The organism is Amycolatopsis sp. NPDC049688 (genome assembly GCF_040674975.1).
In the GTDB taxonomy this organism is placed as follows: Bacteria; Actinomycetota; Actinomycetes; order Mycobacteriales; family Pseudonocardiaceae; genus Amycolatopsis.
This window is the reverse complement of record NZ_JBFANY010000009.1, coordinates 213,338-228,133: the sequence shown is the minus strand read 5'-3', so window position 1 is coordinate 228,133 and position 14,796 is coordinate 213,338. Positions and strand designations below refer to the sequence as shown.

Genomic DNA, 14,796 nt, shown 5'->3' with positions numbered 1-14,796 from the left:
CAGTGTGCCCGGCCGTTGCGTCAGCTGCGAAGCGCCGATTCCAGGTGACGGTGCAACTCGCCCAAGCGGGTCCGGCCCGGCCGGCCCGGCGGGAACTTCCGCAAGGTCTCGCGCACCCCCGGAGGCGCCTGCGACAGCGCCCACTCGAGCTCCGCCTCCGCGGAACCGCCCGCCAGTTCGCACGCCAGCGCCGCCTGCTGGGCCGGGCCGACGATGTGCTTCACCTGGTGCGGTGACGCCAACGGGTGCAAGTACGCCGCCCCCGCCGCGCCCACCGCGGCGCGGGCCGCCGCTGACGCTGCCGGGTCAGCGGCCTCGCTCGCTGCCGCCAAGGCGTTCCACGCCGCCGTGCGCAGGGCCTTCGTGCGGGGGCCGCCCGAGGCGAACTCGCGGGCCGCCGCGATCGCCGCCGCCGGGCGGGGGTCGTCCGGGATCAGTCGCAGTACCCGCTCCGCGCAGGCGGACGCCCAGCCCGTCAGCACCCGGAGTTCGTCGAGAGCCAGCTCCATGCCCCTGAAGGGTATCCTTGAAACGCCGGTTGAGACTTTCAGACGACGGCCGGGCGGCGCAGGGCCTGCCGCCGGAGGCGGTTGAACAGCTTGGCGTTGTTCCACGCGCAGACCGCCACCACCGAGCCCTCCCGTGAGAACGTCGCCACGAACGAGGCCGACGCAGGGTCGCCGTCGACGAAGGACAGCGTGTCGTCCGGACGCGGGTGGCCGGCCAGCTGCAGGGTGCCGGAGTACTGGTCGGACCACACGTAGCCGCTCGGGGTGTACGTCCGCGCGGTGTGCCCGGCCAGCAGGTTGGCCACCGCCACCGGCGCCTGCTCCGACGCGTTCGTCCAGTGCTCGTGCCGCCGTCCGCCGTACCGGGCCACGTCCCCGACCGCCACCACCTGGGGCAGCGCCGTGACCAGACCGGCGTCGGTGTGCACGCCGTCGCCGACCTTCAAACCGGACCCCGCCAGCCACTCCGTCGCCGGGGTCATCCCGACGCCCGTCACGACCACGTCGGCCGGGACGACCGAACCGGACGCCAGGGACACGCCGGCCGGGGAAAGGCCGGTGACCTGGACGCCGCAGCGCAGGTCCGTGCCGTGGTCGAGGTGCAGCCGGGCGCAGACCGCCGCCAGCGAAGGACCCAGCACCGGCGCCAAGGGCGCAGCGAGCGCCTCCAGGACGACCACGTCGAGGCCCAGCGAACGGCACGTCGAGGCCACCTCGGCCCCGATGAACCCGGCCCCGACGATGACGACCCGGGCTCCCGGGACCAAAGCGGCACGCAAAGCGAGAGCGTCGTCGAGAGTTCGCAGCACGAAAGCGCCCTCGAACCCCGGCAAGGTGCGCGCCCGGCCACCGGTCGCGATGACGACGCCGTCCGCGTGGACCGAGGTGCCGTCCGACAGCAGGATCCGGCGGTTCGCCGGTTCCAGGGCCGTGGCCTCGACACCCAGGCGGAAGTCCAGGGCCAGGGACGCCAGGTCGCCCGGGCCGAGCAGGTCCAGCGACTCGCGCGACGCCGTCCCGGCGAGGAAGCCCTTGGACAGCGGCGGCCGGTCGTAGGGCAGGTGCGGTTCCGCGCCGATCAGCACGATCCCGCCGTCGTACCCCTGCGCGCGCAGCTCCTGCGCCGCGCGGACCCCGGCGAGCGACGCGCCGACGACCGCGACGCGCTTCACGCGGCGTCCTCGTCCGCCGCGTCCTGGACGTAGACGACGCCTTCGTCGACGACCACGGCGTACGTGCGCACCGGGTCCTTCGCCGGCAGGCAGGTCGGCATGCCCGTGCGCAGGTCGAACCGGGCCGCGTGCAGCGGGCATTCGACGAAGCAGCCTTCGAGCCAGCCGTCGGCCAGGGAGGCGTCCTGGTGGGTGCACGTGTCGCCGATGGCGTACAGCTCGCCGTCCTCGGTGTGGAACACCGCGATGGCGGGCGGCCCGGGAAGCCGGACCGACTCACCGGGGGGCAGCTCGTCCACCGTGCACGCGCGAATCATGACGCCTCCGAATGTTGCGCATGGGGGAACATCGACTGTGATACGCAACAAGTGTGAGTTCGGCGAAGAAGCGCGTCAAGGGGGTACGCCCCGGTAGTTTTCGTTGGACGGCAAGGGGTATCCCGGGCACGCCGCAGCGCCCGTACCGGGGATGGCGGTACGGGCGCTGCGACGTCGCGGCTAGTTCTCCCCGTGCCGGTAGAACGGCGTCTTGATCGGGGCGAGCGGGGTGTTGCCGAGGATCAGGTCGGCGGCCTTCTCGGCGGTCATCATCACCGGCGCGTAGATGTTGCCGTTGGTGATGTAGGGCATCACCGACGCGTCGACCACGCGCAGGCCCTCGGTGCCGTGCACCCGCATGCTCTGCGGGTCGACGACGGACATGTCGTCCACGCCCATCTTCGTCGTGCACGAGGGGTGCAACGCCGTCTCGGCGTCCTTGGCGACCCAGTCGAGGATCTCTTCGTCGGTCTCCACCGACGGCCCCGGCGAGATCTCCCCGCCGTTGTACGGGTCCAGCGCGGGCTGGTTGAGGATCTTCCGTGCCACCCGCACCGCCTCGACCCACTCCTTCCGGTCGGTCTCGGTCGAGAGGTAGTTGAACTTGATCGCCGGGTGTTCCCGCGGGTCGGTGGACCTGATCTTCACCGAGCCGCGCGTGTCGGCGTACATCGGGCCGACGTGCACCTGGTAGCCGTGGCCTTCCGTGGGTGCCGAGCCGTCGTAGCGGATCGCCACCGGCAGGAAGTGGAACATCAGGTTCGGGTACTTCACCTCGTCGTTGGACCGGACGAACCCGCCGCCCTCGAAGTGGTTGGTGGCGGCCGGCCCGGACCGCAGGAACAGCCACTGCGCGCCGATGTAGGGCCGCTTCCACTTCGCCAGCGACGGCTGCATCGACACCGGTTGCTTGCAGGCGTACTGGATGTACACCTCCAGGTGGTCCTGCAGGTTCTCGCCGACACCCGGCAAGTCTTTGACGACGTCGATGCCGAGCTTCTCCAGTTCCGCCGCGTTCCCGACTCCGGACAGCTGCAGCAGTTGCGGGGTGTTGATCGCGCCGCCGCAGAGGATGATCTCCTTGCCGTACACCTCGCCCGGCACGCCCCGGCCCTGTGCGTACTCGACGCCGACCGCGCGGGTGCCGTCGAAGAGGACCTGCGAAACGAACGCGTGCGTCTTCACCGTGAGGTTGGGCCGGTCCATCACCGGGTGCAGGTACGCGCCCGCCGCCGACAGCCGGCGTCCTTTCCGGACGTTCCGGTCGAAGGGTGCGAAGCCCTCCTGCCGGTAGCCGTTGACGTCGTCGGTGCGCGGGTAACCCGCCTGCTCGGCGGCGTCGAAGAAGGCGCCGAACAACGGGTTCGACGCCGGGCCCCGCTCGAGTTCGAGGGGCCCGTCGTGGCCGCGCCACGGGCCGTCCGGCGGGTCGGCCAGGCAGTTCTCCATCCGGTTGAAGTACGGCAGGCAGTGCGCATAGTCCCAAGTGGACATCCCGGGATCGCTCGCCCAGCGCTCGTAGTCCATCGGGTTGCCGCGCTGGAAGATCATCCCGTTGATGCTCGACGAGCCGCCGAGCACCTTGCCGCGCGCGTGGTAGATGCGCCGCCGGTTCATGTACGGCTCCGGTTCGCTGCGGTAGCCCCAGTCGTAGAACTTCGACCCGATCGGGAAGGTCAGCGCGGCCGGCATGTGGATGAAGACGTCCCACTTGTAGTCCGACCGGCCTGCCTCGAGGACGAGGACTTTGTTGGCCGGGTCGGCCGAGAGCCGGTTCGCCAGCGCGCAGCCCGCCGAGCCACCGCCGACGATGACGAAGTCGTAGGTTTCGGAACTCATGGCGCCTCCTAGCCGGGCAGGGTGTCCGGTGCGTTCTCGGGCATGTGCTCGGGGCTGGTGTGGGCCGAGCCCCAGGTGTGGCGCCGGACGTACAGCATGATCGCACCGATGATCACGATCAGCGCGGTGACGATCACCGCGCCCCACTGGAAGTACCAGTGGTCGGAGCCGTAGACCTCGGCCCGCGGCCAGATCAGGTTGATCGTCATGCCGGCGCCGTAGACCACCGCGACCAGGTTGACCAGCGTGCCCCAGCGACCCAGCTTGAAGTACGGCCCGTGCTCCGGCCGCGGCCAGCCGCCGCGCAGGCGCCGGACGAGCATCGGGCCGGTGACCATCAGGTAGGGGATGTAGAACAGGATGATCGCGGTCGAGGTCAGGATGAAGAACGCCCGCTGGTTGCCCAGGTTGATCAGCAGCACCACGATCGTGAGGCCGCCGGTGAGCAACGCGGGCAGCACCGGCGTCTTCGACCGCGGCGAGACCTTCGCCATCGCGCGGCTGAACGGCAGGCGGCCGTCGCGGGCCATCGCCCACGTCATCCGGATCGCCGCGGTCTGCACGGCCAGGCAGCAGACGGTGATGGCGATCGCCGAGCAGATCAGGAACGCGTCGCCGAGCCCCTCGCCGAGGGTGCTCTTCAGCAGGTACGGCATCCCGGACGTGCTCAGCTCCTTGGCGCTCAGGTCGCCGACGGCCATCATCCCGAACAGCATGATCAGCCCACCCACGATGAACGCGGCCGTGATCGCCCGGAGGATCGCACGGGGCGCGTGCCGCCGCGGCTGGGTGGTCTCCTCGGCCAGCGAGCCCGCGGTGTCGAAGCCGTAGAAGACGTACGCGCTCATCAGCGACGCCACCAGGAACGCCCCGAGGTACCCGAACGACTGGCCCTCGCCGGTGCCGGCGGTGTCGAAGACCAGGCCGGGACCGCGTTTGATGTGGATGGCCAGTGCGATCACCAGAAGGATGCTGGCGCCGAGTTCCACCGCGACGCCGAAGTTGTTGATCTTCGCCATCAGCTTGACGCCGATGATGTTGACGATCGTGGCGAACACGACCAGCACCAGGGCCAGGATGATGGCGTTCTGCGCGCCGCCCGGAGTCGACGTCAGGCCGGCGTCGTCGTCGCTGCCGACGATCTGGAACGCGGTCGAAACCTGCGGCAGGATGATCTGGTAGGCGACCGCGACGGCCGCCGCCGTGACGATCGCGCCGATGATCATGATCCAGCCGGCCAGCCACGACGTCGCCGGTTTCGCGATCTGCTTGGCCCACTGGTACACCGAGCCGGCGAGCGGGTACTGCCCGGCGAGCTCGGCGAAGCACAGAGCGACGCAGAGCTGGCCGAGGAAGACCAGCGGCCAGGTCCAGATGAACGCCGGGCCCCCCGACCCGAAGCCGAAGAAGAAGAGCTGGAACACGCCGGTGAGGATGGAGATGTAGCTGAACCCGGCGGCGAAACTGGAGAACGACCCGAGCGAGCGCTCGAGTTCCTGGCGGTAGCCGAACTTCTCGAGTTCGGAGCTGTCGTCGGCAGCAGGCCCCCCGCCCGCCGGTATTTCCTGAGTGGTCATGGCAAACGTCCTCACGTGGTGGGTGGGGGAGGGTTTCAGCCTTTGAACCAGCGTTGTGGAACGGGATCGATGTTCTGGTAGATGTGCTTGCTCTCCTGGTACTCGGCCAGCCCGGACGGCCCCAGTTCGCGGCCGATGCCCGATCTGCCGAAACCACCCCACTCCGCCTGCGGCAGGTAGGGGTGGTAGTCGTTGATCCACACGGTGCCGTGGCGCAGGGCCCCGGCGACCCGCTGGGCGCGGGACGCGTCCGACGTCCACACCGCCCCGGCGAGCCCGTACTCGGTGTCGTTGGCCAGCGCGATCGCGTCGGCCTCTCCGGCGAAGCGTTCCACGGTGACGACCGGGCCGAAGACCTCTTCCCGGACGATCGCCATGTCCCGGGTGCACTCGGAGAACACGGTGGGGCGCAGGAAGAAACCGTTTTCGTACTCCGGTCCTTCGGGCCGCTTGCCGCCCGCCCGGAGCGTGGCGCCTTCCTTGAGAGCGCTTTCGATGTACTCCTCGACCTTGGCGAGGTGCTGGGCGGAGACGATCGCGCCCGTCTCGGTGGCGGGGTCGAGCGGGTCGCCGACGCGGATCCGGTCGGCGCGCGCGGCGAGGTCCGCGACGAACCGGTCATGGATCCCCTCTTGGACGATCAGCCGCGCGCCCGCCGAACAGACCTGTCCGGAATGGACGAACGCCGCCATCAGGGCGTAGTCCAGGGCGGTTTCGTAGTCGGCGTCGTCGAAGATCACGTTCGGGTTCTTGCCGCCGAGTTCGAGGGCGACCCGGCGGACACCCTTCGCGGCAGCGGTCATGATCTTTTCGCCGGTCGAGTAGCCGCCGGTGAAGGAAACCAGGTCGACGCCCGGGTGCTCGACCATCGCCGCGCCGACCCGGCCGTCGCCGAGCAGCAGGTTGACCACGCCGTCCGGCACGCCCGCCTCTTCGAGCAGGGCGACCAGTTTGATCGTGGTCAGCGGGGTGACCTCGCTGGGCTTGAGCACCACGGTGTTGCCCGCGGCCAGCGCCGGCGCGACCTTCCACGACATCTGGAGCAGCGGGTAGTTCCACGGCGCGATCAGTGCGCAGACGCCGACCGGTTCGTGCACGATCCGGCTGACGACAGTGGCGCTGCCCGCGTCGACCAGGCGGCCGGCGTCCTTGTCGGCGAGGTCGGCGTAGTAGCGGAAGACGTTCGTCACGTCGTCGATGTCGATGCGGCCCTCGCCCAGCGTCTTGCCGGTGTCGAGGCTTTCGGTGCGGGCCAGTTCCTCGCGGTCACGGACCAGCAGGTCGGCGGTTTTCCGCAGCAGTGTGCTGCGCTCGGACGCGGTCGTCCGGCGCCACGGACCGTCGTCGAACGCCGTCCGCGCGGCTGTGACCGCCGCGTCGGCCTCTTCGCGGCCCGCCTCGGCGAGGGTCGCGATGACCTCGCCGGTCGCGGGGTTCAGCACATCGAACATGCGGCCCTTCCCGGAGCGGTAGTGGCTGCTTCGCGTCCAGAGTGCGTACATTTGTACGCGAAGCGTGTACAGATGTCCACAAGGGGGCTCGACACCGATGTCGAACAGCGAACCGGCCGCGGGGCGGCGCCGCGGCCCGAACGACCCGGAACGGCGCGCGCGGATCGCCAAGGCGGCGATCGAGGTCGTCGCCCAGCGGGGGATCGACGGGGTCACCCACCGGGCCGTCGCGGCGGCCGCGGGGGTGCCGCTCGGCTCGACGACCTACCACTTCGCCACCCTGGACGACCTGCTGGAGGTCGCCCTGCACGAGGCGGCCGAGAAGAACGTCCACGCGCTGAAGGAGTGGGAGTCCGCGCTCCCGCCGGACGCCGACTTCGCCGCGGCACTCGCCGACCTGGTGATGGGCTACATCAACGAGCAGTACCGGGACACCGTCGTCGAGTACGACCTGTACGTCGCGGCCCTGCACCGGCCGGCCCTGCGCAAGGCGAGCGCGGCCTGGGACGAAGCGCTCATCGCGTTCTTCGGCTCCCGCACCGACCCGCTCACCGGGCGGCTGCTGGCCGGCTTGTTCTGCGGCCTCCTGATGCAGGCCGCCCTGGCCGACCCGCGCCCCACCCGCGAGGAGATCGAAACGCTGTTCCGCCGGGCGATCGAGGGACCCCCGGCCCGAACTTGTTGACAGGCGGTCCGAGCGGCAGTCACTCTGTTCCGGAGTGAGCAACAAGACGCGTTCTGCGCAACTCCCGAACTGATCCGCGGAGAGGACCACGCCGGTGACCGCAATCGATCTCCCGCCGAGCCTGCTCGCCACGTTGCCCGGCAGCTCCTACACCGATCCGGCGATCTTCGCGGCCGAACAGGCGAAGATCTTCGAGGCGGACTGGTTCTGCGCCGTGCGCAGCGCCGACCTCGCCGGGCCCGGGGCGTTCGAGACCGTGCAGATCGGCAAGGAGAGCGTCCTGGTCTCGCGGGGGCGGGACGGGAAGCTGAACGCCTTCCTCAACGTCTGCCGCCACCGCGGCGCCCGGCTGTGCACGTCGGAGAGCGGCACGGTCAAGCGCGCCTTCCAGTGCCCCTACCACGCCTGGACCTACGGCCTCGACGGCAAGCTGATCGCCGCGCCGAACCTCACCGGCATGCCGGACGTCGACCGCACCGAGTTCGGCCTGACCCGGCTGCACCTGCGGGAATGGCTCGGCTACGCCTGGGTCTGCCTGGCCGGCGAGCCGCCGTCGTTCGAAGAGACCGTGATCGGGGCGGTCACCGAACGGCTCGGCGGCCCGGCGGAGATCGACGCCTACGGCATCGACGGCCTGGCGCTGGGCAAGCGCATCGAGTACGACGTGAAGGCGAACTGGAAACAGATCATCGAGAACTTCATGGAGTGCTACCACTGCGCGACGATCCACCCGGAGCTCACCGAGGTGCTCCCGGAGTTCGCCGACGGCTACGCCGCGCAGTACTACGTCGGCCACGGCGCCGAGTTCGGCGGGGACATCAAGGGTTTCACCGTCGACGGCTCCGAGGGGGTCGACCGCCTGCCCGGTGTCACCGAAGCCCAGGACCGCAAGTACTACGCGATCACCATCAAACCGGGCGTGTTCGTGAACCTCGTTCCGGACCACGTGATCCTGCACCGGATGTTCCCGCTGGCCCCGGACCGGACGCTGGTCCGCTGCGACTGGCTGTACCTGCCCGAAGTCGTCGAATCCGGGCGCGACCTGAGCCGGTCGGTGGAGCTGTTCCACCGCGTCAACCTGCAGGACTTCGAAGCCTGCGAACGCTGCCAGCTCGCGATGGACTCGCGTTCGTACGCGCGCGGCGGGGTGCTCGTGCCCAGCGAGCACCACATCGGCGCGTTCCACGACTGGGTCCGCGCTCGCCTCGCGGTCTAGATCAGCGCCCGGATGGCGGTCTCGAACCCGGTGACGTGCGCCTGTGTCAGCGCGGCGGCCTTTTCGCCGTCGCCCTCGATGATCGCAGTGAGGAGCGGGACGTGCTCGTGGACGTGGCCGGCCATCCCGGACAACCGGGGCACGAACACGCACCAGATCCGGGTGGCGAGGTTGTCGTACCGGATCAGCGTGTCCTCGAGGAACGGGTTGTGCACGCACCGGTAGATCGCCCGGTGCAGGGCGAGGTCGGTGCGCAGCAGCTCGGCGTTGTCGCCGGTGGGGACGTCGGCGTCGAGCTGCGCGCGCAGCTCGGTCAGGGTGGCCCGGTCGGCCGCGGTGGCGCGGTCGGCCGCGGCGGCCGTCGCCATCGGTTCGAGGGTGCGCCGGACCTCGGAGATGTGCGCGAGGTCGGAGATGTTGACGTCGGTGGCGAACGTCCCGCGCCGCGGGTAGGCGACGACCAGCCGTTCGGACTCCAGCCGTTTCAGCGCCTCGCGGATCGGGGTCCGGCCCATGCCGAGCGCGGTCCCGAGCTCCTCTTCGTTGATCGGGGAGCCCGGCGGGATGTCGAGCATGACCAGGCGATCACGGACGAACAGGTACGCCTGTTCGGCCAGCGACGGGGGATTGACCTGCGGGTGCATGGCGCCTAGCCTACATCGACGATTGATATATCAGAAGTCGACCAGACGGAGTTCTCGATGACGGACCTGCCGGAGCACCCGGACTTCCTCTGGGACAACCCGGACCCGCAGAAGGCCTACGACGTCGTCGTGGTCGGGGGCGGCGGCCACGGCCTGGCCACCGCCTACTACCTGGCCAAGCAGGGCGTCACGAACGTCGCCGTGCTGGAGAAGGGCTGGCTCGCCGGCGGCAACATGGCCCGCAACACCACGATCATCCGCTCCAACTACCTGTGGGACGAGAGCTCCGGCATCTACGAGCACTCCCTCAAGCTGTGGGAGGGCCTCGAAGAGGACCTCGGCTACCCGATCCTGTTCAGCCAGCGCGGGGTGCTCAACCTGGCGCACAGCCTGCAGGACGTCCGCGACAGCGTCCGCCGCGTCGAGGCCAACAAACTCAACGGCATCGACGCCGAATGGGTGGACGCCGACGGTGTCAAGGAGCTCTGCCCGATCGTCAACACCTCGCCGGACGTCCGCTACCCGGTGCTCGGCGCGACCTTCCAGCCGCGTGCGGGCATCGCGAAGCACGACTACGTGGCCTGGGGTTTCGCCCGCGCCGCGCACCGGATGGGCGTGGACCTGATCCAGAACTGCGAGGTCACCGGAATCTCCACAGTGGACGGACGGGTGACCGGCGTCGAGACGTCCCGTGGCCGGATCGCCGCGGGCAAGGTGGCGCTGTGCGCGGCCGGGCACACGTCCGTGCTGGCGAAGATGGTCGGGCTCGACCTGCCGCTCGTCTCGCACCCGTTGCAGGCGCTGGTGTCCGAGCTGCTGGAGCCGATCCACCCGACGGTCGTCATGTCGAACGCCGTGCACGTCTACGTTTCCCAGGCGCACAAGGGCGAACTCGTGATGGGTGCCGGCATCGACAGCTACGCCGGCTACGGCCAGCGCGGCTCGTTCCACATCATCGAGCAGCAGATGGCGGCCGCGCTGGAGCTGTTCCCGGTGTTCGCGCGGGCGCACCTGCTGCGGACGTGGGCGGGCATCGTCGACGTCAGCCCGGACGCCTCGCCGATCATCGGCCTGACCCCGGTGGAGAACCTGTTCCTCAACTGCGGCTGGGGGACCGGCGGCTTCAAGGCCACCCCCGGCGTCGGGGACGTCTTCGCGGCGACGATCGCCCGCGGTAAGCCGCACGAGTACGCCGAGCCCTTCGCCCTCGACCGGTTCACCACCGGTGCCCTCGTCGACGAGCACGGCGCCGCCGCCGTCGCGCATTAGGAGTTCCCATGCAGCTGATCCCCTGCCCGTGGTGCGGGCCGCGCGAGGAAGCCGAGTTCCACTACGGCGGCCAGGCGCACCTCGCCTACCCGGCGGACCCGTCGGCCCTGTCCGACGAGGAGTGGGCGAAGTTCGTCTTCTTCCGGGACAACCCGAGCGGGCCGTTCGCCGAGCGCTGGAGCCACTCCGCGGGTTGCCGCCGGTGGTTCAACGCCGTCCGCGACACGCGCACCCACGACCTCCTGGCGGTCTACCGCCTCGACGAACCCCGGCCGGTGATCTCATGACCCGGCTGTCGGGCGTCCCGCTGAAGTTCACCTTCGACGGCCGGGAGCTGACCGGGTTCCTCGGCGACACCCTGGCCTCCGCGTTGCTGGCCAACGGCATCCACCGGGTCGCGACCAGCATCAAGTACGGCCGGCCGCGCGGCATCGTCGGCGCCGGCGTCGAGGATTCCAACGCACTGGTGCAGATCGAAGCGCCGTTCCCCGAGCCGATGTTGTCCGCGACGACGGTCGAGCTGTACGACGGTCTGGTCGCCCGCGGCCTGCGCGGTCAGGGGCGGCTGGCCGCCGAGCCGGACCCGGCCCGGTACGACGCCAAGCACGCCCACTGCGATGTCCTGGTCATCGGCGCCGGGCCCGCGGGCCGCGCGGCCGCTGCGGCCGCGCAAGGACGCGTGCTGCTCGTCGACGACCAGCCCGGCGGCGAGGCTCCCGAAGGCGTCCGGTTCCTCTCGCGGACCACGGCGTTCGGCGTCCACGACGACGGATTCGTGCTCGCCCTCGAGCGCCGGGGCGAACCCCCAGAGCGCATCTCACGGCAGCGGGTCTGGCGGATCCGGGCGAAGCGGATCGTGATCGCCACCGGTGCCCACGAGCGGCCGATCGTGTTCCCGGACAACGACCGCCCCGGGATCATGCTCGCTTCGGCCGCCCGCACCTACCTGAACCGCTACGGCGTCCTGGCCGGAACGCGGGTCGTCGTGTTCACCACCAACGACTCCGCGATCGACGCCGCCTCCGAGCTGGCCGGGGCCGGCGCCGAGATCGTCCGGATCGTCGACGCCCGCGAGGGCTACGGCGTCATCGGCACCGATGGCGACACCCACGTCACGGCCGCACACGTGGCGAAACTGGGTGAGACGCGGGGAGAGCGGGTCGAGTGCGACCTCCTGCTCGTCTCCGGCGGCTGGAACCCGGCGGTGCACCTGTACAGCCAGGCCCGCGGCACCCTGCGCTACGACGCCGGCCTGGGCGCCTACGTCCCGGCCGGGGATCTGCCGAACGTGAGCGTCGTCGGTGCGGCCGCGGGAGAGGGGCTGCCGGAGACGAAGGTGCTCTGGCAGGTGCCCGCGCCGGAGTCCGATGTGGACACCCGGTTCGTGGACCAGCAGCGGGACGCGACCGTGTCGGACATCCTGCGTGCCACCGGCGCCGGCCTGCGCTCGCTGGAGCACGTCAAGCGCTACACGACCATCGGCACCGCGCACGACCAGGGCAGGACGTCCGGCATGCTCGCCGCCGGCATCACCGCCGAAGCCCTCGGCGCCGACCTCGCCGACCGCCGCCCGACGACGTTCCGGCCGCCGTACACGCCGGTGGCGTTCGCCGCGCTGGCCGGGCGGAACCGCGGTGAGCTGCACGACCCCGTGCGCGTCACCACGATCCACCCCTGGCACGTCGAACACGGCGCCGAGTTCGAGAACGTCGGCCAGTGGAAGCGGCCGTGGTACTACCCGCGGCCCGGCGAATCGATGGCCGACGCCGTCCGGCGCGAATGCCGCGCGGCCCGCACCGACGTCGCCGTGATGGACGGGTCCACGTTGGGCAAGATCGACGTCCAGGGCCCGGACGCCGGCTGGTTCCTCGACCTGCTCTACACGAACGTGATGAGCACCCTGAAGGTCGGCCGCATCCGCTACGGCGTGATGTGCGGCGTCGACGGCATGGTCATCGACGACGGCACGGTGATCCGCGTCGGCGAGGAGCGGTTCCTGGTCACCACGACCACCGGCAACGCGGCGAAGATCCTCGAGTGGATGGAGGAGTGGCTGCAGACGGAGTGGCCGCACCGGCGCGTGTTCGCGACGTCGGTGACCGAGCACTGGGCCACGCTCCCGCTGGTCGGGCCGCGGTCGCGGGAAGTCCTCGGCCGCCTGGCGCCGGCGCTGGACGTCTCGAACGAAGCCTTCGGGTTCATGACCTGGCAGGACGCCGAGGTCGCCGGGCTGCGGGCGCGGGTCTGCCGGATCAGCTTCTCCGGCGAGCTGGCGTACGAGATCAACGTCCCGTCGTGGCACGGCCCCGCTTTGTGGCGGTCCATAGTGGAGCAGGGCGCGACCCCGTACGGCACCGAGACCATGCACGTCCTGCGCGCCGAGAAGGGCTACCCGATCATCGGGCAGGACACCGACGGCACGGTGACCCCGCAGGACCTCGGCCTGTCGTGGGCGGTGTCGAAGAAGAAGGCCGACTTCATCGGCAAGCGCTCCTTCGCCCGCGCCGAGAACAACCGCCCCGACCGCAAGCACCTGGTTGGGTTGCTCCCCGTTGACCCGGCGGTGCTGCTGCCCGAGGGCTCGCAGATCATCGAATCGGAGGTCGTGCCCGAACCGCCGGTGCGGATGCTCGGCCACGTCACCTCCAGCTACGACAGCGCCGCCCTCGGCCGCACCTTCGCGCTCGCCCTCGTGCGCTCGGGCCGGGAGCGGATCGGCGACACGCTGTACGTGCCGGTCGGCGACGAGGTGGTGCCGGTGACCGTGACCGAATCCGTGCTCTTCGACAAGGAAGGAGCCCGCCGTGACGGTTGACGCGGTCCACGAACCGTTCCGCACCCAGCTCACCGTCCGCCTCCGCGAGGGCGGCACGCTCCTCGGCGTTCCCCTGCCCGGCCCGTGCACCTTCACCAGCGGCAACGGCGTCGACCTCCTCTGGATGGGCCCCGACGAGTACCTCGTCCTCGCCGAACCCGGCCGCCAAGCCGAGCTGGAAGCGTCACTTTCCCGGGAGAGCGACGCCGTGGTGGACGTGTCGGCGCAGCGCAACGTCTACCGGCTGACCGGGGAGCACGCGGCCGATGTCCTGGCCCACGGGTGTTCGATCGACCTCGAGGTGTCGCCGCCGGGGACGTGCGTACAGACTCTCCTGGCGCGGACGGGCATCGTGCTGATGGTCCGCGAAGACGGCTACACGGTCCTCGTGCGCCAGTCCTTTTCGGACTACTTCATCGCCTGGCTGGCCGACGCGAGTCTGGAGTACGTCTCGTGACCTTCACCCTGACGCTCAAGTGCCCGGAACGTGCGGGCATCGTCCACGCCGTCACGACGTTCCTCGTCGGGCAGGGCTGCGACATCGTCGAGCACCAGCAGTTCGACGACGACGTCCGCGGCTCGCTGTTCCTGCGCACGTCGTTCACCCGCGCCGAAGAGACCACTGTGGACGAACTGACCCGGACGTTCGCGCCGGTGGCCGTCGACTTCGGCATGGAGTTCGAGTTCTCCGACGGCACCCCGCCGCGGATCCTCGTGATGGTCTCGAAGTTCGGGCACTGCCTCAACGACCTGCTGTTCCGCTGGCGCGCGGGCGGACTCGGCGCGGAGATCGCGGCCGTCGTCTCGAACCACGAGGACCTGCGGCCGATGGCCGAGGCGGCCAGTGTCCCGTTCGTGCACGTGCCGGTGACGTCGGACACCAAGCCGGAGGCCGAGCAGCGGCTCCTGGACCTGGTCGGGGAGTACGAGGCCGACCTGGTCGTGCTGGCCCGGTACATGCAGGTGCTGTCCAACGAGCTGTGCCAGAAGCTCGAAGGCCGCGCGATCAACATCCACCACTCGTTCCTGCCCGGCTTCAAGGGCGCCAAGCCCTACCACCAGGCCTACGACCGCGGCGTCAAGTACGTCGGCGCGACCGCGCACTACGTCACGCCCGACCTCGACGAGGGCCCGATCATCGAGCAGGAGGTGCAGCGCGTCGACCACACGTACTCGCCGCGCGAGCTCGTGACCGTCGGCCGGGACGCCGAAGCCCTGGCCCTCTCGCGCGCGGTGCGCTGGCACTGCGAGCGCCGCGTCCTGCTCAACGGCAACAGCACCGTCGTGTTCCGGTAGAAGGAG

At 70.2% G+C, this 14,796-nt stretch carries 14 protein-coding genes; 7 read left to right on the top strand and 7 right to left on the bottom strand.

Features of this window, described 5'->3' with window-relative positions; genetic code table 11:
• Positions 1-20: 20 nt before the first annotated feature.
• The 6 genes from AB0J55_RS27660 to AB0J55_RS27635 form a co-directional block, all read right to left on the bottom strand.
• A complete protein-coding gene (locus AB0J55_RS27660; RefSeq protein ID WP_364254403.1) occupies positions 21-509 on the bottom strand; it encodes a putative immunity protein in 489 nt (162 codons plus the stop codon).
• Between the two features lie 38 nt (positions 510-547).
• Positions 548-1,681 carry an FAD-dependent oxidoreductase gene (locus AB0J55_RS27655; RefSeq protein ID WP_364254400.1) on the bottom strand — a complete coding sequence of 378 codons (1,134 nt, stop codon included), beginning with the start codon at positions 1,679-1,681 and terminating at the stop codon, positions 548-550.
• Positions 1,678-1,998: a bifunctional 3-phenylpropionate/cinnamic acid dioxygenase ferredoxin subunit gene (locus AB0J55_RS27650; protein WP_364254397.1), complete on the bottom strand. Its 321-nt coding sequence runs from the start codon at positions 1,996-1,998 to the stop codon at positions 1,678-1,680. Before AB0J55_RS27650 ends, AB0J55_RS27655 begins: the two co-directional genes overlap by 4 nt.
• A 180-nt stretch (positions 1,999-2,178) precedes the next feature.
• A complete protein-coding gene (gene betA / locus AB0J55_RS27645; RefSeq protein ID WP_364254394.1) occupies positions 2,179-3,837 on the bottom strand; it encodes a choline dehydrogenase in 1,659 nt (552 codons plus the stop codon).
• An 8-nt stretch (positions 3,838-3,845) separates the two neighbouring features.
• A complete protein-coding gene (locus tag AB0J55_RS27640) occupies positions 3,846-5,414 on the bottom strand; it encodes an amino acid permease (protein ID WP_364254391.1) in 1,569 nt (522 codons plus the stop codon).
• A gap of 35 nt (positions 5,415-5,449) precedes the next feature.
• Entirely contained in the window at positions 5,450-6,916 is a 1,467-nt protein-coding gene (locus AB0J55_RS27635; RefSeq protein WP_364254388.1) for an aldehyde dehydrogenase family protein, read from the bottom strand.
• 46 nt (positions 6,917-6,962) lie between these two features.
• On the opposite strand from AB0J55_RS27635, the gene AB0J55_RS27630 reads away from it, so the two are divergent.
• The gene (locus AB0J55_RS27630; protein WP_364254385.1) at positions 6,963-7,550 is read left to right on the top strand and encodes a TetR family transcriptional regulator; all 588 of its coding nucleotides are present in this window, start codon (positions 6,963-6,965) and stop codon (positions 7,548-7,550) included.
• Positions 7,551-7,644: 94 nt separating this feature from the next.
• Positions 7,645-8,766 carry an aromatic ring-hydroxylating dioxygenase subunit alpha gene (locus AB0J55_RS27625; protein ID WP_364254382.1) on the top strand — a complete coding sequence of 374 codons (1,122 nt, stop codon included), beginning with the start codon at positions 7,645-7,647 and terminating at the stop codon, positions 8,764-8,766.
• On the opposite strand, the gene AB0J55_RS27620 is transcribed toward AB0J55_RS27625, so the two are convergent.
• Positions 8,763-9,410, bottom strand: a complete 648-nt coding sequence (locus tag AB0J55_RS27620) for a GntR family transcriptional regulator (RefSeq protein ID WP_364254379.1) — start codon at positions 9,408-9,410, stop codon at positions 8,763-8,765. The two genes, AB0J55_RS27625 and AB0J55_RS27620, sit on opposite strands and share 4 nt — an antisense overlap.
• A gap of 57 nt (positions 9,411-9,467) precedes the next feature.
• Between AB0J55_RS27620 and AB0J55_RS27615 the strand changes: the two genes are divergently transcribed.
• Genes AB0J55_RS27615 through purU form a run of 5 tightly spaced genes read left to right on the top strand, consistent with a single transcriptional unit; the run spans position 9,468 to position 14,790 of the window.
• Entirely contained in the window at positions 9,468-10,679 is a 1,212-nt protein-coding gene (locus AB0J55_RS27615) for a sarcosine oxidase subunit beta family protein (protein ID WP_364254376.1), read from the top strand.
• A gap of 8 nt (positions 10,680-10,687) precedes the next feature.
• Positions 10,688-10,966: a sarcosine oxidase subunit delta gene (locus AB0J55_RS27610; RefSeq protein WP_364254374.1), complete on the top strand. Its 279-nt coding sequence runs from the start codon at positions 10,688-10,690 to the stop codon at positions 10,964-10,966.
• Entirely contained in the window at positions 10,963-13,494 is a 2,532-nt protein-coding gene (locus tag AB0J55_RS27605; RefSeq protein WP_364254371.1) for a 2Fe-2S iron-sulfur cluster-binding protein, read from the top strand. The genes AB0J55_RS27610 and AB0J55_RS27605 overlap by 4 nt, the downstream gene beginning before the upstream one ends.
• Complete coding sequence (locus AB0J55_RS27600) at positions 13,484-13,951, top strand: sarcosine oxidase subunit gamma family protein (RefSeq protein WP_364254368.1); 468 nt, start codon at positions 13,484-13,486, stop codon at positions 13,949-13,951. Before AB0J55_RS27605 ends, AB0J55_RS27600 begins: the two co-directional genes overlap by 11 nt.
• The gene (gene purU, locus AB0J55_RS27595) at positions 13,948-14,790 is read left to right on the top strand and encodes a formyltetrahydrofolate deformylase (protein WP_364254365.1); all 843 of its coding nucleotides are present in this window, start codon (positions 13,948-13,950) and stop codon (positions 14,788-14,790) included. The genes AB0J55_RS27600 and purU overlap by 4 nt, the downstream gene beginning before the upstream one ends.
• The last annotated feature ends 6 nt before the right edge of the window (positions 14,791-14,796 follow it).